The sequence below is a fragment of the Streptomyces sp. NBC_01454 genome, assembly GCF_036227565.1.
Taxonomy (GTDB): domain Bacteria; phylum Actinomycetota; class Actinomycetes; order Streptomycetales; family Streptomycetaceae; genus Streptomyces.
The window spans coordinates 2,240,218-2,258,860 of sequence record NZ_CP109460.1 but is presented as its reverse complement, the minus strand read 5'-3'; the positions used below and the strand labels follow the sequence as shown (position 1 = coordinate 2,258,860).

Annotated in this window: 11 protein-coding genes and 1 pseudogene; 10 read left to right on the top strand and 2 right to left on the bottom strand. The window is 73.4% G+C overall.

The window, feature by feature from the left end:
• The first annotated feature begins 6 nt into the window (after positions 1 to 6).
• Entirely contained in the window at positions 7 to 1,422 is a 1,416-nt protein-coding gene (locus OIU81_RS09685) for an NAD(P)/FAD-dependent oxidoreductase (RefSeq protein WP_329154994.1), read from the top strand.
• A 50-nt stretch (positions 1,423 to 1,472) separates the two neighbouring features.
• Here OIU81_RS09685 and OIU81_RS42320 read toward each other — a convergent pair whose 3' ends face one another.
• Positions 1,473 to 2,117 (bottom strand): phosphatase PAP2 family protein, encoded by a 645-nt coding sequence (locus tag OIU81_RS42320; RefSeq protein ID WP_443073954.1) that lies wholly within the window; start codon positions 2,115 to 2,117, stop codon positions 1,473 to 1,475.
• Between the two features lie 713 nt (positions 2,118 to 2,830).
• On the bottom strand, positions 2,831 to 4,180 hold the full coding sequence (gene gabT, locus OIU81_RS09675) for a 4-aminobutyrate--2-oxoglutarate transaminase (RefSeq protein WP_329145867.1): 1,350 nt from the start codon (positions 4,178 to 4,180) through the stop codon (positions 2,831 to 2,833).
• Between the two features lie 277 nt (positions 4,181 to 4,457).
• Here gabT and OIU81_RS09670 point away from each other — a divergent pair, with 277 nt between their 5' ends.
• The 9 genes and pseudogenes from OIU81_RS09670 (at position 4,458) to OIU81_RS09630 (ending at position 18,247) form a co-directional block, all read left to right on the top strand.
• Entirely contained in the window at positions 4,458 to 6,659 is a 2,202-nt protein-coding gene (locus tag OIU81_RS09670; protein WP_329145865.1) for an ATP-binding protein, read from the top strand.
• Positions 6,660 to 6,928: 269 nt separating this feature from the next.
• Positions 6,929 to 8,604 (top strand): annotated as a pseudogene (locus tag OIU81_RS09665) (PucR family transcriptional regulator).
• A gap of 285 nt (positions 8,605 to 8,889) precedes the next feature.
• On the top strand, positions 8,890 to 10,350 hold the full coding sequence (locus OIU81_RS09660; protein WP_329145861.1) for an aldehyde dehydrogenase family protein: 1,461 nt from the start codon (positions 8,890 to 8,892) through the stop codon (positions 10,348 to 10,350).
• 293 nt (positions 10,351 to 10,643) lie between these two features.
• Positions 10,644 to 12,563, top strand: a complete 1,920-nt coding sequence (locus OIU81_RS09655; protein ID WP_329145859.1) for an acyl-CoA dehydrogenase family protein — start codon at positions 10,644 to 10,646, stop codon at positions 12,561 to 12,563.
• Positions 12,564 to 12,710: 147 nt separating this feature from the next.
• Positions 12,711 to 13,985 carry a 1-deoxy-D-xylulose-5-phosphate reductoisomerase gene (dxr, locus tag OIU81_RS09650; RefSeq protein ID WP_329145857.1) on the top strand — a complete coding sequence of 425 codons (1,275 nt, stop codon included), beginning with the start codon at positions 12,711 to 12,713 and terminating at the stop codon, positions 13,983 to 13,985.
• Positions 13,982 to 15,283 carry a M50 family metallopeptidase gene (locus OIU81_RS09645; RefSeq protein ID WP_329145855.1) on the top strand — a complete coding sequence of 434 codons (1,302 nt, stop codon included), beginning with the start codon at positions 13,982 to 13,984 and terminating at the stop codon, positions 15,281 to 15,283. The genes dxr and OIU81_RS09645 overlap by 4 nt, the downstream gene beginning before the upstream one ends.
• 187 nt (positions 15,284 to 15,470) lie before the next feature.
• On the top strand, positions 15,471 to 16,628 hold the full coding sequence (gene ispG / locus OIU81_RS09640; protein WP_129249747.1) for a flavodoxin-dependent (E)-4-hydroxy-3-methylbut-2-enyl-diphosphate synthase: 1,158 nt from the start codon (positions 15,471 to 15,473) through the stop codon (positions 16,626 to 16,628).
• 175 nt (positions 16,629 to 16,803) lie between these two features.
• Complete coding sequence (locus tag OIU81_RS09635; protein WP_329145852.1) at positions 16,804 to 17,649, top strand: GNAT family N-acetyltransferase; 846 nt, start codon at positions 16,804 to 16,806, stop codon at positions 17,647 to 17,649.
• Between the two features lie 43 nt (positions 17,650 to 17,692).
• On the top strand, positions 17,693 to 18,247 hold the full coding sequence (locus OIU81_RS09630) for a GNAT family N-acetyltransferase (protein ID WP_329145850.1): 555 nt from the start codon (positions 17,693 to 17,695) through the stop codon (positions 18,245 to 18,247).
• Positions 18,248 to 18,643: the final 396 nt, after the last annotated feature.

Below are 18,643 nucleotides of genomic sequence, written 5' to 3'. Positions count from 1 at the left end.
GCTGCCATGCCGCATTCGTCCGGGGCGTCCCCCGTCCATGCACTCGCGGACGCCGCCCCCACCCCCTTCTGGCTCGACGACCCCGCCCGCCCGGACGCCCTGCCGGCCCTCGTCGGCGACGAGACCTGCGATCTGCTGGTCGTCGGCGGCGGCTACTCGGGACTGTGGACCGCGCTGATCGCCAAGGAGCGCGACCCCGAGCGCGATGTCGTCCTCGTCGAGGGCGCCGAGATCGGCTGGGCCGCCTCCGGGCGCAACGGCGGCTTCTGCGCCGCCTCCCTCACCCACGGCCTCGGCAACGGCCTGGCCCGCTGGCCCGGTGAACTCGCCACGCTCGAAAAGCTCGGCATCCGCAATCTCGACGCCATCGGGGACGCCGTCGCCCGCTACGGCATCGACTGCGACTTCGAGCGCACCGGCGAGATCGACATCGCCACCGAGCCCCACCAGGTCGCCGAACTCCAGGAGGCCGCCGAGGACGCCGCCGGGCTGGGCCTGGACCGGCACACCTTCCTCGACGAGGACGCCCTGCGTGCCGAGGTCGACTCACCGACCTTCCGCGCCGGACTGTGGGACCGCGACGGCGTCGCCATGCTCCACCCGGCCCGCCTCGCCTGGGGCCTGAAGCAGGCCTGTCTCGGCCTCGGCGTCCGCATCTACGAGCGCACCCGCGCCACCGCGCTCGCCGCGGACGGGACGGGTATGGCCGTCCGCACCCCCTACGGCCGGGTCTTCGCCCGCCATGTCGCGCTGGGCACCAACGCCTTCCCGTCCCTGGTCAAGCGGGTCCGCCCGTACATCGTCCCGGTCTACGACCACGCCCTGATGACGGAGCCGCTCTCCGACGAACAGCTCGCCGCCATCGGCTGGAAGAACCGCCAGGGCCTCTCGGACTCCAACAACCACTTCCACTACTTCCGCATCACCGCCGACCACCGCATCCTGTGGGGCGGCTACGACATCGTCTACCGCTACGGCGGCGGCCTGCGCGCCGAGTACGACCACCACCCGGCCACCTACGAGAAGCTCGCCCGGCACTTCTTCCGCTGCTTCCCGCAGCTGGAGGGGCTGCGCTTCACCCACAGCTGGGGCGGCGCCATCGACACCTGCTCGCGCTTCTCCGCCTTCTTCGGCACCGCGCACGCCGGCCGGGTCGCCTACGCCGCCGGGTACACCGGCCTCGGCGTGGGCGCCACCCGCTTCGGCGCCGAGGTGATGCTCGACCTGCTCGCCGGCGAGCGCACCGAGCGCACGGAGCTGGAGATGGTGCGCAGCAAGCCGCTGCCGTTCCCGCCGGAGCCGCTGCGCTGGGCCGGCATCGGCATCACCCAGTGGTCGATGACCCGCGCCGACACCCGGGCCGGACGCCGCAATCTGTGGCTGAAGGCCATGGACAAGGTGGGGCTGGGCTTCGACAGCTGACGCCCGGCCAGGGGGCGGCCGGCCGCGTGCCGTCCGCCCCCTCCCGGGGTCTACGGGAGCCCGGCAGGCCGTCCCGGTGTGCCCACCGCCCGGCGTCCGCCCGCCCACCGGTCGCACACCGCACACCACAGCGCGAGCAGCACCCCGGCCAGACACCAGCTGCCGAGCACGTCCAGCGGCCAGTGATAGCCCCGGCGGACCAGGCCGGTACCGATGCCCGCGTTGAGCAGCACGAGCACGGCGGCGACCGCCGGTCCGGCCGGGCGGTGGGCCGCCGTCCGCCGCCCGCCGCGGAACAGCAGCAGCGCGGCCAGGCCGTAGAGCACCGCCGCCGTGGCACCGTGGCCGGACGGATAGAAGCCCTCGTGCGCGGCCCCCGCCATCCGCGCCGGGCCCGGCCGGGCGAGCCACAGTTTGAGCGGGACCACCAGCGCGGGTACCGCGGCCGCCGTGAGGCCGGCCGCGAGCGCGGGCAGCCACCAGCGCGGGGGAGCGGCGCCGTCGGGCGCCCGGGGCCGGCCTTCGCGCCGGCCCCGCCACAGGGCCCACGCCACGGCCGCCGACAGCACCGGCAGCGCCACCGTCGTGTTGCCGAGGTCGGCGAAGAACTCCGCGGGCCCGGCGGGAAGGCCGCCGGAGGCCACGGCGCGGCCGAGCCGCTCGTCGAGCGCGCGCAGCGGGCCGTGGCCGGCCACCTGCCAGGTGAGCGCCGCGAACAGCAGCGCGCTGAACAGGCAGAGCGACAGCGGGGTCAGACGGCGGGAGCCTGGGCCGGAAGGGTCCGCGGGGCCCGGGAATCCAGGGGAGCCCGGAAAACGCTGAGCACGCTGTGAACGCGGAGAGCGCTGAGAACCCGAAAGACGCAGAAAAGAAGTCGGCCGCCTCGGAACAGGGGGGGTGGTTCCGAGGCGGCCGTGGTGACCGGTGTCCCGCGCGCCCCGGGGGGTATGGGGCGGGCGGACATCCGATCGGTGAGGATTCCCGGAGTTCCCTGTGCCAGGGGTTCCGGTGTTGTGCGCGAGGGCACGACCTGGCCGGAGCTGGGGAAGCGCCGGCCGGGCGTCGCCCGCAGTCCCCTGCGAGCGGGGTGTTTCTCTCATCTGCAGAAACCGTACGGCACCGGGACCGCGCCCGACAGCCGCATCACCCGCCCGCCATCGCCCCCGCACATCTTCTTCACGCCGTGCCTCCACCTCCGCACGTTCGCACAGAAATGAGCACAGAAATCAGCATAGAAATCAGCACAGAAATGGTCACGGGCAAGGGCGCAGGAGGGGCATGGAGCGGCGCGCCGGCAACGGGCGGCCGGGCGCACCACGGGCGGCGGCCCGGGGCTCGGCATCGTCCTGCCGTGCCCCGGGCCGCGCCGGGTGTGCTGCCGCGGACCCGTCCGCGTGCGGTCCGCCGCTCAGATCGCGGCGAAGGCGCCCTCGAGGATGTCCAGACCCTCGCCCAGCAGGTCCTCGCCGATGACCAGCGGCGGCAGGAAGCGCAGCACATTGCCGTACGTGCCGGTGGTCAGCACCAGCAGGCCCTCCTGGTGGCAGGCCTTGGCCAGCGCCGCGGTGGCCTCCGGATTCGGCTCCTTGGAGCCGGACTTGACCAACTCGATGGCGATCATCGCGCCGCGGCCGCGGACCTCGCCGACGATGTCGTACTTCTCCGCGATGGCGTTCAGCCGCGGCTTCATGATCTCGCCGATCCGGCGGGCCTTGGCGTTCAGGTCCTGTTCGCGCATGGTCTCGATCGAGCCCAGCGCCGCGGCGCAGGCCACGGGGTTGCCGCCGTAGGTGCCGCCCAGGCCGCCGGCGTGCGCGGCGTCCATGATCTCGGCGCGGCCGGTCACCGCCGCCAGCGGCAGACCGCCGGCGATGCCCTTGGCGGTGGTGATCAGGTCCGGGACGATGCCCTCGTCCTCACACGCGAACCACTGGCCGGTACGGCAGAAGCCGGACTGGATCTCGTCCGCGACGAAGACGATGCCGTTCTCCTTCGCGAAGGCGGCGATCGCGGGCAGGAAGCCCTTGGCCGGCTCGATGAAGCCACCCTCACCGAGCACCGGCTCGATGATGATCGCCGCGACGTTCTCCGCGCCGATCTGCTTGGTGATCTGCGAGATGGCCTGGTCCGCGGCCTCCTGTGCACAGTTCTCCGGGCCGGTCAGCCAGCGGTAGGGGTAGGCGACCGGGACGCGGTAGACCTCGGGCGCGAACGGCCCGAAGCCCTGCTTGTACGGCATGTTCTTGGACGTGAGCGCCATCGTGAGGTTCGTGCGTCCGTGGTAGCCGTGGTCGAAGACGACGACCGCCTGGCGCTTGGTGTGCACACGGGCGATCTTGACGGCGTTCTCGACGGCCTCCGCGCCGGAGTTGAACAGCGCCGACTTCTTCGCGTGGTCGCCCGGCGTCAGCTCGGCCAGCTGCTCACAGACCTCGATGTACGGCTCGTACGGCGCCACCATGGCGCAGGTGTGGGTGAAGGCCGCCAGCTGCGCGGTGGCCCGGCGGACGACCGCCTCCGCGCTGTTGCCGACCGAGGTCACCGCGATGCCGGAGCCGAAGTCGATCAGGGAGTTCCCGTCCACGTCCTCCAGGACGCCGCCGCCCGCACGCTTGACGAACACGGGCAGCACGGCGCCGACCCCGCCCGCCACCGTGGCCTGCTTGCGCGCCCACAGCTCCTGCGACTTCGGGCCGGGGATCGCGGTGACGACGCGACGCTCCTGGGGGAGGGCGGGGCCTCCGGACAGTTCGGTCATGGCAGTCTCCTGGGGGTGGAACGGGGGACGTACAAAGGTCTTGTTCTCGCAGGCTAGGGGCGGCCGGGCGGCTCCGGCATGTTCCGTTCGGGAGAAGTGCGCGTGTTGCGTTGTCCGCACCGGACATAGCGGCGGCCCCCGGCCAGTAGATTGAGCGGCGGCGCGCCCGGCGGCGGCAGACACCGGCGCGGGCATGACAATGGCAGCGCGGCCCGGTGACGCGGCCGCGGGCGCAAGGACGCAGCAGGCCACGGCTCAAGGGGGACAAGGGCACCGGATGGACACCGAGGGCACGCACGACGCACAGGACACCGCTCCCCAGCCGTCCGGCGGGGCGCACCGGCCCGAACCCGCGGTCCCGCGCCCCACGGCGCCGCCCACCCCGCCGGCCGCCGCCCCCCGCATCCCGCCGCCCCCCGCCGCCGCGCCCGCCGTGCCGGCCGCCCCGCCGGGCCCCGCGCCCGACGGCCCCACCGCCGACCCGCCGCTGCTCGGTTGGCTGCGCACGCCGCGCCCGGCCGCCGCACCCGGCGTCTGGACCTACGGACACCGGCCCCGGGCGGCGGCGGATCCCGACCGGACCCCCGCGCGGCAGCTGATCGGCGGAGCGGTGATCTCGTTCCTGTGCGGATGGCTGCTGTGGTCGCTGCTGTGGAACCAGTACCTCGGCAGCTACTGGCTCTGGCCGCTGCTGCTGCTGACGCCGGACTCCTGGCGGACGGCCGGCGGCGACAAGATGATCTTCGTCGGCGTCACCTATGTCTACTACGGCCTGGTGCTGGCGATTCTGGCCGTAGTCTTCGGCCGGCTCGGCCGCTGGCCCGAACTCGCCCGCCGCTTCCTGGGACCCGCCCTCGGCCGGCTACGCAAGCGCGCCCCCGCGCCCAGGCCGCAGCCCGCCGCCGACCGGGCCCAGTGGCCCGAACTGCGGGCGCACGGCGCCGCGGACGCGGCCGACAAGCTCGCCGCCGAGGCGCTCAGCGGGCGGATGAACGATGTGGACGTGGCCAGGATCGAGCGCGCCTGGCACTCGGTGCGGTCCGGCAAGAACTCCCTGGCCTCCTTCACCGACACCGTGCTCCGGCACGGCGCGGCGGCCTGTGCGCACCCCTCGGGCCGGCGCGACCTGGCCCGCCGGACCGCCCACCACGATCTGCTCGCCCACCAGGTCCGCATCGGCACCGCCGCCGACCACCCCCGCAACCCGTACCAGCACCGCCTGGCCGGATGCGCCCTGGAACCCGCCCTGTTGGGGACCTCGCTGCTGGCCGTCGGACCGGCCGGCAGCGGCAAGACCACCCGGGTCGTCACACCCGTCGTGGAGTCGATGTGTCTGCAGGCACTGGCCGGGCAGTGCGCGGTGGTCGCGGTCGGCCCGGCCGGCTCCGACCTCGGCGCCGACGACGCCTTCGATGTGGTGGTCAGGATCGGACGCCCCGACCCGGAGTGCGATCTCGACCTGTACGGCGGGACCACGGACCCCGACGAAGCGGCCGGCATCCTCGCCGAGGCGCTGGTCGGTGACCTCGCCGAGCAGCTGCCCGGCGGCGACAGCCGGCGCGCCGCGACCGCCCTGGCCCAGCTGCTCGGCCCCTTCGCGGCCGCTCATGACCGCTTCCCCACCGTGCCCGAGCTGCGCGAACTGCTGGACGGCGCGCCCGGGGCGATCGCCGCGCTGCGTACCGCCCTGGAGGACGCCGGAGCCCACACCCTGCTGCGCGAACTCGACGCACGGTCCCGCCAGTCGGAGCGCCACGGCGACCTCGGCGTGCTCCTCGCCGACCGCATCGCCCTCCTGGACCGGCCCGCCTTCGCCGGCTTCTTCGACCCGACCGGTGCCACCCGGCAGGTCTCGCTGCGCGCCCTCGACCATCCGCTGCGGGTCCGTATCGAACTGCCCGAACGCGGCCACGCGGAGGCCTCCCGGATCCTCGCCCGGCTGGTGCTCGCGCAGTTCACGGAGTGTGCGGTGGCGCGGGCGGACCGTTCGGTGTTCGCCTGTCTGGTGCTGGACGAGGCCGCGCACACCGTCACCGCCGAGGCGCTGCGCGGGCTGCAGCGGCTGCGGTCGGCGAATGCCGGGGCGGTGCTGACGCTGCGCTCGCTGGACGATGTGCCCGACGCGCTGCGCGGCACGCTGCTGGGGTCGGTCGGCTGCCGGATGGCGTTCGCGGGCGTGACGACCTGGGACGGTGCCCGGTTCGCCGAGGTGTGGGGCAAGGAGTGGGTGGAGACCCGTGATGTGACGGACCGTCAAATCATTGCCGAGGGCGCCGCGATGAAGGCGCTGCACCTCTTCCGCCACCTGGTCACCGGCAAGGCGCCCACCGCCAAGGCCGTCACCGTCCGCACCGTCGAGCGGGAACGCTGGTCCGCCTCCGACCTCGCCAATTCCCTGCCGCCCGGGCATGCCGTGCTGTCCGTGACGTCGGTGGCCGGGGAGCACACCGGGCCGGTGCTGGTGGATCTGCGGTCCTGACGGGCCGGGCGGAGGACGGGCGCCGGCCGGGGCATCCGGGGGCGGTCGGGGGCGCGCCGTCCGGCGGGTGGGGTGCGGGGTCGCGCTCCGGGAGGTGGCGGGAATGTCCGGCCCGTGGGTCCCCCGGATTCCTCCGCTGAGGCAGAATCGACACTGGCCGTTCATACAGGGCGGCGAAAAGAAGAGGGCGGCGGCCGGTCTTCCCGGGCCGGCCGGTGACCGGCTGCCGACCGGTCGTCCCCCGCAGTCGTCGAGGTCACGAAGGTCCCATGCCGCACACGCTCGCTTCTCTGGTCAACCACACCGCGCTCAAGCTGACCGTGCTCGCCGGCGAGGAGCAGCTGCACGTGCCGGTGCGCTGGGCGCACGCGAGCGAGCTGATCGATCCGGTGCCGTACATGGAAGGCGGCGAGCTGCTGCTGATCACCGCGCTGAAGCTGGACGCGGAGGACGCGGAGGCGACCCGCAGCTATGTGCGGCGCATCGCGCGGGCCGGGGTGGTCGGGCTGGGCTTCGCGGTCGGGGTGAACTACGAGGGGGTGCCGCAGGCGCTGGTCGAGGCGGCCAGGGAGCAGGGGCTGCCGCTGCTCGGGGTGCCCCGCAAGACCCCGTTCATCGCGATCAGCAAGGCGGTCTCGGCCGCCGTCGCCGCCGACCAGTACCGCGCGGTGACCGCGGGGTTCGAGGCGCAGCGGGAGCTGACCCGGGCGGCGCTCGGCGCCGAGGGCCCGGCCGAGCTCCTGGCCCGGCTCGCGGCCCATCTGGACGGCTGGGCCGCGCTCTACGACGCCTCGGGCGCGGTGGTGGCCGCCGCCCCCGACTGGGCGGCCCGGCGCGCGGCCCGGCTCGCCGAGGACGTCGGGCGGCTGCGCGAGCGGCCCGCGCCGGCCAGTTCCGTGGTCAGCGACACCGACGGCGACGACCGGGTCGAGCTGCAGTCGCTGGGCACCGGGCGGCGGGCCCGCGGGGTGCTGGCGGTCGGCACCGCCGCGCCGCTCGGCACGGCCGAGCGCTTCGCCGTGCACTCCGCGGTCGCGCTGCTCACCCTGACCACCGAGCGCTCCAGGGCGCTGCAGGACGCCGAGGCGCGGCTGGGCGCGGCGGTGCTGAAGATGCTGCTCGCGGGGGAACCGGACCATGCCCGGGCGGTGGCCGGGCGGCTCTACGGCGGACTGCTGGACGCGCCGTTCCGGGTGGTGGTCGCCGAGCCGGTGCCCGCCGAGGAACAGGCGCCGGCGGCCGGGGGCGCCGTCGTCCCCGGGGGCCTGGACGCGCTGGCCGACGCGATGGACTCCGCGGCCGCCCGGACCGGTGAGGCGCTGCTCGCCGTGCCGGACGGCGGCCGGCTGATCGTGCTGGTCGCGGACGGCGGCGCGGCCGCGGCCGCCTGTGCCGCCCACGCCGCCGAGGCCGAGTCCCGCGCCGAGTCCCGCGCCGGTGCGCGGCCGCGTGCGCGCGGCCGCGCCGGGCGGGGGCGGGCGCACGCGGCGGGACGGTGGCCGTCGGGCTGTCCGCGCCGACCGGGCCGATGGCCGCCGCCCACGCCTACCGCCAGGCCGAACAGGCGCTGTCGGTGGCCCGCCGCCGCGGCCGGGCGCTGGTCGAGCACGAGGACGTGGCGGCCGGATCCGTGCTGCCGCTGCTCGCCGACGACGCAGTCCGCGCCTTCGCGGACGGGCTGCTGCGGGCGCTGCGCGACCACGACGCGACCGGCCGCGGCGATCTGGTGGCCTCGCTGCGGGCCTGGCTCGCCCGGCACGGCCAGTGGGACGCGGCCGCCGCCGACCTGGGCGTCCACCGCCACACCCTGCGCTACCGGATGCGGCGCGTGGAGGAGATCCTGGGGCGCTCGCTGGACGACGCCGATGTGCGGATGGAGCTCTGGCTGGCGCTCAAGGCGACCTCGGCGCCCGAGGCCGGGTCCGGCCCGCCGCCCTCCCCGTGACGGCCCGCCCGCCCTCGGGGTGAGCCCCTCGGCCACCTACCGGGGGCCCGCCCGTCACGGCCCTCGGGCACGCACCACGGATCCGCCCCGTTCGGCCTGCCGGCCACGCCCCGCGCCCGCCCCGTACGCCCCCTCCACCGCGGAGAGACCGGCCCGCCGATTACTACGCTACGGACAAACGCCACGGCGCCGCCGTCCCCCTACCGTGGGTGCAGAGTCAAAACCGCAGAGGCGCTCGCTGAGCCATGCGCACCACCCACCACGTCTGAAGGGCCGGGTTCCACTGTGCCGATCCCCACTGATGCAGCCCCCACCGCCTTCTGGCTCGCCGGCCGCGAGGCCACCGGCGAGGCCACCTTCGATGTCACCTCCCCCTGGGACGGGCGTCTCGTCGGCACCGTGAGCGTCCCCACCGAGGAGCAGGTCGAGGAGGCCGTCGCCGCCTCCGTCGCCGTGCAGGACGAGCTGGCCGCGACCCCCGCGCACGTGCGGGCCGCCGCCCTGGACCATGTGCACCGCCGGCTGGTGGAGCGTACGGAGGAGATCGCCCGGCTGATCTCCGCGGAGAACGGCAAGCCCATGAAGTGGGCGCGCGGCGAGGTCGGCCGGGCCGTCTCCGTGTTCCGCTTCGCGGCCGAGGAGGCCCGCCGCTTCAACGGCGGCGAGGCGCAGCGGCTGGACACCGACGCGGGCGGCGCCGGCCGGCTCGCGCTGACCCGCCGCTTCCCGCGCGGCACGGTCCTGGGCATCGCCCCGTTCAACTTCCCGCTGAACCTCTGCGCCCACAAGATCGCCCCGGCCATCGCGGCCGGCGCCCCGATCATCCTCAAGCCGGCCCCGGCCACCCCGCTCTCCGGTCTGCTCCTCGGTGAGCTGCTGTCGGAGACCGACCTGCCGGCCGGCTCCTGGTCGATCCTCCCGGTGCCCAACGAGCGGATGGCGGCGCTGGTGCAGGACGAGCGGCTGCCGGTCGTCTCCTTCACCGGCTCGGAAAAGGTCGGCTACGCGATCCTGGACTCGGTGCCGCGCAAGCACTGCACCCTGGAGCTCGGCGGCAACGGCGCTGCCGTCGTCCTGCCGGACTTCTCCTCCGAGGCGGACCTGGACTGGGCGGCGCAGCGCATCGCCACCTTCTCCAACTACCAGGGCGGCCAGTCCTGCATCTCCGTGCAGCGGGTGATCGCCGACGCCTCCGTCTACGACCGGCTGGTGCCGAAGATCGTGGCGGCCGTCGAGGCGCAGGTCACCGGTGACCCCTCCGACGACGCGACCGAGGTCGGCCCGCTGGTGAGCGAGGACGCCGCCAAGCGCGTCGAGTCCTGGGTGGACGAGGCCGTGGAGCGCGGCGCGAAGCTGCTCGCGGGCGGCAAGCGCGACGGCGCCTCCTACGCGCCGACCGTGCTGGCCGAGGTGCCCGCCGGCGCGACGCTCGCCTGCGAAGAGGTCTTCGGCCCGGTGCTCACCATCACGAAGGCCGACGGCGTCGACGCGGCGTTCGCGGCCGTCAACGACTCCAAGTTCGGCCTGCAGGCGGGCGTGTTCACGCACGATGTGCAGACCGCGTTCCGCGCCCACCGGGCGCTGGAGGTCGGTGGCGTGATCATCGGCGATGTGCCGTCCTACCGCGCCGACCAGATGCCCTACGGCGGCGTCAAGCAGTCCGGCGTGGGCCGTGAGGGCGTGCGCTTCGCGATGGACGACTACACCTACGAGCGGGTCATGGTCCTCACCGGACTCGCGCTGTAACACCCGGCGCGGCGCGCTCCCGGCACCCCGTGCCCGGGAGCGCGCCGCGTCCGTGTCCGGGGCCCGCGGCGGTCTCCCGCATCTCCCCCGAAGGGCCGAGGGCCACGCGCCGCGCCGTACCGGCGACGCGGCGCAGGTCTCCCATGGCGCGCGGGCGCCCTTGCGCCCGTCTTCTCCTCGTACCTCCAGTGGTGCAACCCGTGCGGATCGGGTAACTCTCACAAGTAGCGCTGTCCAGCGGCCGACCGGCCGCCGGCGCTGAACTCCCGAACCCGCGGCGAGGTGAGCTCCTGATGACCGCTCCATCCATCCGCAACGTTTCCGAGCGCGAAGCACGCCAGGTCGCCGAGGCGGCCCGTGAGCAGGACTGGCGCAAGCCCAGCTTCGCCAAGGAACTGTTCCTGGGGCGCTTCCGGCTCGACCTCATCCATCCGCATCCCACCCCGGCGGTGGACGACGTGCGCCGCGGCGAGAAGTTCCTGGCCACGCTGCGCGAGTTCTGCGAGACGAAGATCGACAGCGCCCGGATCGAGCGCGAGGGAAAGATTCCGGACGAGACCATCAACGGGCTCAAGGAGCTCGGCGCGCTCGGCATGAAGATCGACGCGAAGTACGGCGGCCTCGGACTGACCCAGGTCTACTACAACCGGGCGCTGTCCCTGGTCGGCACCGCCAGCCCCGCCATCGGCGCGCTGCTCTCCGCGCATCAGTCCATCGGCGTCCCGCAGCCCCTGAAGCTGTTCGGCACCAAGGAGCAGAAGGAGACCTTCCTGCCGCGCCTGGCGCGCACGGACATCTCCGCGTTCCTGCTGACCGAGCCCGATGTCGGTTCGGACCCGGCCCGGCTGGCGACCATGGCCGTCCCGGACGGCGACGACTACGTCCTCGACGGCGTGAAGCTGTGGACCACCAACGGCGTGGTCGCCGACCTGCTGGTGGTCATGGCGCGGGTGCCCGCCTCCGAGGGCCACAAGGGCGGCATCACGGCCTTCGTCGTCGAGGCCGATTCCCCCGGCGTCACCGTCGAGCACCGCAACGCCTTCATGGGCCTGCGCGGCCTGGAGAACGGCGTCACCCGCTTCCACCAGGTGCGGGTCCCGGCCGCCCACCGCATCGGCCCCGAGGGCGCCGGCCTGAAGATCGCGCTGACCACCCTCAACACCGGGCGGCTGTCGCTGCCCGCGATGTGCGTCGGCTCCGGCAAGTGGTGCCTGAAGATCGCCCGTGAGTGGTCCGGGGCCCGCGAGCAGTGGGGCCGCCCGGTCGCCGAGCACGAGGCCGTCGGCGCCAAGATCTCCTTCATCGCCGCCACCACCTTCGCCCTCGAGGCGGTCGTCGACCTGTCCTCGCAGATGGCCGACGAGAACCGCAACGACATCCGCATCGAGGCCGCCCTCGCCAAGCTCTACGGCTCCGAGATGGGCTGGCTGATCGCCGACGAACTCGTCCAGATCCGCGGCGGACGCGGCTTCGAGACCGCCGACTCGCTCGCCGCCCGCGGCGAACGCGCCGTCCCCGCCGAGCAGCTGCTGCGCGACATGCGGATCAACCGGATCTTCGAGGGCTCCACGGAGATCATGCATCTGCTGATCGCCCGTGAGGCGGTGGACGCCCACCTGTCGGTCGCCGGCGACCTCATCGACCCCGACAAGACCCTCGCCGACAAGGGCCGGGCGGCGGCCAAGGCCGGCGGGTTCTACGCCCGCTGGCTGCCCAAGCTCGTCGCCGGACCCGGTCAACTCCCGCGCACCTACCAGGAGTTCGGGATGCTCGCCGGGCATCTGCGGTATGTCGAGCGGACCTCCCGCAAGCTCGCCCGGTCCACCTTCTACGCGATGTCCCGCTGGCAGGGCCGGATGGAGACCAAGCAGGGCTTCCTCGGCCGGATCGTCGACATCGGCGCGGAGCTGTTCGCCATGAGCGCCGCCTGTGTCCGCGCCGAGTACCTGCGGGAGACCGACGACCACGGCCGCGAGGCGCAGCAGCTGGCCGATGTCTTCTGCCGGCAGGCGCGGATCCGGATCGAGGAGCTGTTCGGCCGGCTGTGGACCAACACCGACGACCTCGACCGCAAGGTCGTCTCCGGGGTCCTCGGCGGCAGCTACACCTGGCTGGAGGACGGCATCGTCGACCCCAGCGGCGACGGCCCCTGGATCGGCGACGCCACCCCGGGCCCGAGCATGACGGACAACGTCCGGCGGCCCATCCGCTGACCCTCCCGCGGCGCGCGTCCCCGGGGCCGCTTCGGCAGTGATCCGCCGGAGCGGCCCCGGGGTGCGCCGGGCGCCCGGGGCCCGCGTGATCGCCGCGATGCGCCCTTGGTGTCCAGGGCACCCCGGCGACCGGCCACAATGGACCCCATGACGGACTCCCTCGCCCACCCGCATCTGCGCTTCGAGCCGGCCGCCGGCGATCCGGACGGCCCACGCGGGCCCCGTTCGCTGGTGATCCTCGGCTCGACCGGTTCGATCGGCACCCAGGCGATCGACATCGTGCTGCGCAACCCCGACCGCTTCCGGGTCACCGCGCTCTCCGCGGCCGGCGGCCGGGTCGAGCTGCTCGCCGAGCAGGCGCACCAGCTGCGGGTGACCGCCGTCGCCGTGGCCCGCGAGGACGCGGTGCCGGCGCTGCGCACGGCGCTGGCGGACCGCTACGGCGCGGGCGAGCCGCTGCCCGAGATCCTGGCCGGCCCCGACGCGGCCACCGACCTGGCCGCATCCCCCTGCCACACCGTCCTCAACGGCATCACCGGCTCCATCGGCCTCGCCCCGACGCTGGCGGCCCTGAAGGCCGGCCGGGTGCTGGCCCTCGCCAACAAGGAGTCGCTGATCGTCGGCGGCCCGCTGGTCAAGGCCGTCGCCGCGCCCGGCCAGATCATCCCCGTCGACTCCGAGCACTCCGCGCTCTTCCAGGCGCTGGCCGGCGGCAAGCGCGCCGAGGTCCGCAAGCTCGTGGTCACCGCCTCCGGCGGCCCGTTCCGCGGCCGGACGAAGCGGGAGCTGGCCGGTGTCACGCCCGAGCAGGCGCTGGCCCACCCCACCTGGTCGATGGGCCCGGTCGTCACCATCAACTCCGCGACCCTCGTCAACAAGGGTCTGGAGGTCATCGAGGCGCATCTGCTGTTCGACGTCCCCTTCGACCGCATCGAGGTCGTCGTCCATCCGCAGTCCTACATCCACTCGATGGTGGAGTTCACCGACGGCTCCACGCTCGCCCAGGCCAGCCCGCCCGACATGCGGATGCCGATCGCGCTGGGCATCGGCTGGCCCGAGCGGGTCCCCGACGCCGCACCGGGCGTGGACTGGACGAACGCCCAGAACTGGGAGTTCTTCCCGCTCGACGGGTCGGCCTTCCCCTCCGTCCCGCTGGCCTGCCACGTCGGCGCGCTGGGCGGCACCGCCCCGGCCGTCTTCAACGCGGCGAACGAGGAATGCGTGGAGGCATTCCTCAAGGGCGGGCTGCCGTTCACAGGGATTGTGGATACCGTCGCCGATGTGGTCGCCGCACACGGCACGCCCGCCCGGGGAACTTCCCTGACGGTCGCGGACGTCCTGGAGGCGGAGACCTGGGCGCGCGCCCGCGCCCGCGAACTGGCCGCCCGTGCGGCACGGACACCTTCGGAGGCTCGCGCATGACGACCTGGATGACCCTCCTCGGCATAGTCGTCTTCGTCGTCGGCCTGCTGTTCTCCATCGCCTGGCACGAGCTCGGCCATCTCTCGACGGCCAAGATGTTCGGTATCCGCGTGCCGCAGTACATGGTGGGCTTCGGGCCGACGCTCTTCTCCCGCAAGAAGGGCGACACCGAGTACGGCATCAAGGCCGTCCCGCTCGGCGGCTACATCCGCATGATCGGGATGTTCCCGCCCGGGGACGACGGAAAGCTCCAGGCCCGCTCCACCTCGCCGTTCCGCGGCATGATCGAGGATGCCCGCTCGGCGGCCTTCGAGGAGATGCAGCCCGGCGACGAGAAGCGGCTCTTCTACACCCGCAAGCCCTGGAAGCGCGTCATCGTGATGTTCGCCGGGCCGTTCATGAACCTGATCCTGGCGGTCGTGATCTTCATGAGCGTGCTGATGGGCTTCGGCATCAACACCCAGACGACCTCGGTCGGCTCCGTCTCGGACTGCGTCATCTCGGCGGCCGCCAAGACCGACAAGTGCCCGGCCGGCGCCAAGGACTCCCCGGCCAAGGCCGCGGGCCTGCGGGCCGGCGACAAGATCGTGTCGTTCAACGGCCACGCCGTCCCGGACTGGGGCGCCCTCCAGCAGCAGATCCGCGACACCACCGGGCCCGCCACGCTCGTCGTCGAGCGGCACGGCGCCCGTACGACCCTGCACGCCGACCTGATCGAGAACAAGGTCGCCAAGACCGACGGCCACGGCGGCTATGTGCCCGGCCAGTTCGTCAGCGCCGGATTCCTCGGCTTCACCCCGGCCAGCGGCGTGGTCCCGCAGACCTTCGGCCAGTCCGTCGACCGCATGGGCAACATGGTCGAGCAGGGCGTCTCCTCGCTGATAAACCTGCCCGCCAAGGTCCCGGACCTGTGGAACGCGGCCTTCAACGGCGGCGAGCGCAAGCAGGACTCCCCGATGGGCGTGGTCGGCGCGGCCCGGGTCGGCGGCGAGGTCTTCTCGCTGCACATCCCGCCGGAGCAGCGGGTGGCGACCATGCTCTTCCTGGTCGCCGGCTTCAACCTCTCGCTGTTCCTGTTCAACATGCTGCCGCTGCTGCCGCTGGACGGCGGACACATCGCCGGGGCCGTGTGGGAGTCGATCCGGCGGGCCTTCGCCAAGATCGTCCGGCGGCCCGACCCCGGCCCCTTCGACGTCGCCAAGCTGATGCCGGTCGCCTATGTCGTCGCCGGGATCTTCATCTGCTTCACCCTGCTGGTGCTCGTCGCCGACGTGGTGAATCCGGTGAAGCTGACCTGACGGCGCCGGCGCGCACCGGCGGGAGGCGGACGGCCGGGTACCTCTGTGGCGTTTGGAGGTGCCCGGCCGTCCCCTTTCGTGGTGCCCCAGGGAGCGGATGTGCCTCCCGCAAGCCCGGTGCCGTAACCTCGAAGGCCGGAGCCCGCCGATGCGGGGCCTTGATCCACACCTTGGGGTTGCTCGCCAGATGACTGCCATTTCACTGGGAATGCCGGACGTACCGACCAAGCTTGCCGACCGCCGGGTCAGCCGCAAGATCCAGGTCGGTACGGTCGCCGTGGGCGGAGACGCACCGGTCTCGGTGCAGTCGATGACGACCACACGCACGTCCGACATCGGCGCGACGCTGCAGCAGATCGCCGAGCTGACGGCCTCCGGCTGCCAGATCGTCCGGGTCGCCTGCCCGACGCAGGACGACGCCGACGCGCTGCCGGTGATCGCCCGGAAGTCCCAGATTCCGGTCATCGCAGACATTCATTTCCAGCCGAAGTACGTCTTCGCCGCGATCGACGCCGGCTGTGCCGCGGTCCGTGTCAACCCTGGCAACATCAAGCAGTTCGACGACAAGGTCAAGGAGATCGCCAAGGCGGCCTCCGACGCCGGCACGCCGATCCGGATCGGCGTCAACGCCGGCTCCCTGGACCGCCGCCTGCTGCAGAAGTACGGCAAGGCCACCCCCGAGGCGCTCGTCGAGTCCGCGCTGTGGGAGGCCTCCCTCTTCGAGGAGCACGGCTTCCGCGACATCAAGATCTCGGTCAAGCACAACGACCCGGTCGTGATGGTCAACGCCTACCGCCAGCTCGCCGCCCAGAGCGACTACCCCCTCCACCTCGGCGTCACGGAGGCCGGCCCCGCCTTCCAGGGCACCATCAAGTCCGCCGTCGCCTTCGGCGCGCTGCTCAGCGAGGGCATCGGCGACACCATCCGCGTCTCGCTGTCCGCGCCGCCCGCCGAAGAGGTCAAGGTCGGCATCTCCATCCTGGAGTCGCTCAACCTCCGCCAGCGCCGGCTGGAGATCGTCTCCTGCCCGTCCTGCGGCCGCGCCCAGGTCGATGTCTACAAGCTCGCCGACGAGGTCACCGCGGGCCTGGAGGGCATGGAGGTGCCGCTGCGCGTCGCCGTCATGGGCTGCGTCGTCAACGGCCCCGGCGAGGCCCGCGAGGCCGACCTCGGCGTCGCCTCCGGCAACGGCAAGGGCCAGATCTTCGTCAAGGGCGAGGTCATCAAGACCGTCCCCGAGTCGAAGATCGTCGAGACCCTCATCGAAGAGGCGCTGAAGATCGCCGCGCAGATGGAGGCGGACGGCGTCGCCTCCGGCGCCCCGGTCGTCTCCGCCGCGGGCTGAGCACCGCCCTCCCGCAGCCGCCGAGCCCCGCCGCCCGCACCGGGCCGCGGGGCTCCCGGCCGCCCGGGACAATCCGTCCCGCCGGGGCCGGGTGCTCCCCGCAGGCGCGAGGTAAAGTGCCAGGACCTGCTATCGCCTGGCCTCCCAGGCCCGTAACGGTGAGGCTGTCCGACACGTGCTGACGACCACTGCCATCAAGGTCCTCGAGCCCGGGGACCTCGACGACGCCCTCGCGGTCCTGGACCGCGATCCGGTCGCCAACGCCTTTGTCGCCGCCCGCGTACAGATCGCCGGTCTCGACCCCTGGCGGCTGGGCGGCGAGATGTGGGGCTGGTACGTCGGCGGCCGCCTGGAGTCGCTCTGCTACGCCGGAGCCAACCTCGTCCCGGTCTGCGCCACCTCCGAGGCCGTCCGCGGCTTCGCCGAACGCGCCCGCCGCCAGGGCCGCCGCTGCTCGTCCATCGTCGGCCCCGCGGCCCCCACCGCCGAACTGTGGTCGCTCCTGGAGCCGTACTGGGGACCGGCCCGCGAGATCCGCACCCGCCAGCCGCTGATGGTCACCACCGCACCGTCCGCCGAGATCGCAGCCGACCCGGACGTCCGGCGGATCCGCAAGGACGAGATGGACCTGATCATGCCCGCCTGCGTGGCCATGTTCACCGAAGAGGTCGGCATCTCCCCGATGGCGGGCGACGGCGGACTCCTCTACCAGGCCCGGGTCGCCGAACTCGTCGGCGCCGGGCGCTCGTTCGCCCGCATCGAGGGCGGCAAGGTCATCTTCAAGGCCGAGATCGGCGCCGCCACCCAGCGGGCCTGCCAGATCCAGGGCGTCTGGGTCGACCCCGCCCACCGCGGCAAGGGCCTGTCCGAGACCGGCATGGCCGCCGTGCTGCGCTACGCCCTGCGCGATGTCGCCCCGGTCGTCAGCCTCTACGTCAACGACTTCAACACCGCGGCCCGCGCCTCCTACCGCCGGGTGGGCTTCGAAGAGGTCGGCGCGTTCATGAGCGTTCTCTTCTGATCTCGGCGTACTGTTCCCGCCCGCCGCCTTGTACGCTCCGGGCATGGATGACGTCGCGGTCGGCCCGCTTGATCTCGCTGCCCGCGTCGATGACGCGCTGGCCGTCCAGGCGCTCGCCTTCGGCCTGAGCGACGAGGAGATCGCCGTCCGCCGGCACATCGTGCTGCGCCATCTCGGCTGCGCCGGTGCCCGCGCCCTCGGCGCCACCGCCCCCGACGGCCGGCTGCTCGGCTTCGTCTACGGCATGCCCAACGACCGCGCCCACTGGTGGTCCACGGTCGTCGAGCCCTACCTCCGCAGCGCGGCCCTCGACCACTGGCTCGACAACTCCTTCACCATCACCGAGCTGCACGTCCACCCCGCCCACCAGCACCGCGGCATCGGCCGCACCCTGATCACCCGCATCACCGACGACGCCCGCGAGCCACGCTCCATCCTCTCCGCCATCGACACCGAGAGCCCCGCCCGCCGCCTCTACCGCTCCCTCGGCTACCAGGACCTGGCCCGCCGCGTCCTCTTCCCCAGCGCCCCCACCCCCTACGCGGTCATGGGCGCGCGCTTGCCGCTGATGCGGCCTCGTTCCCACGTAGTCGGCTGACCCGCCGCGGGTGTGGTTCGCCGTTTTCCGCCCGCTGCGCGGTGCGCTCGCCGTTTCGCCTGCGGCGGGCTTTGGCGCTGCGCTGGCTGTTCGGCTGCGGGACCGGCCCTCCGGACTCCGTCCTGCGGTCCGGCCCCTCCCGTTGGGGGTGGAGGAAGACCGGTGGGGCGTGCCTCGTCGCCCGACTGCCCGCAGTCGAGGGCCGGGGTCCGCCCCCACCGGCCTCTTCCCACCCACTCACGGGAGGGGCCGCGCCGCAGGACGAAGTCCGGAGGAGCGGCACCGCAGCCGACCACCCACGCCCGCCGCAGGCGCTACGGCGAGACGCCACCACGGCACCGCAGCCGACCACCCACGCCCGCCGCAGGCGCTACGGCGAGACGCCACCACGGCACC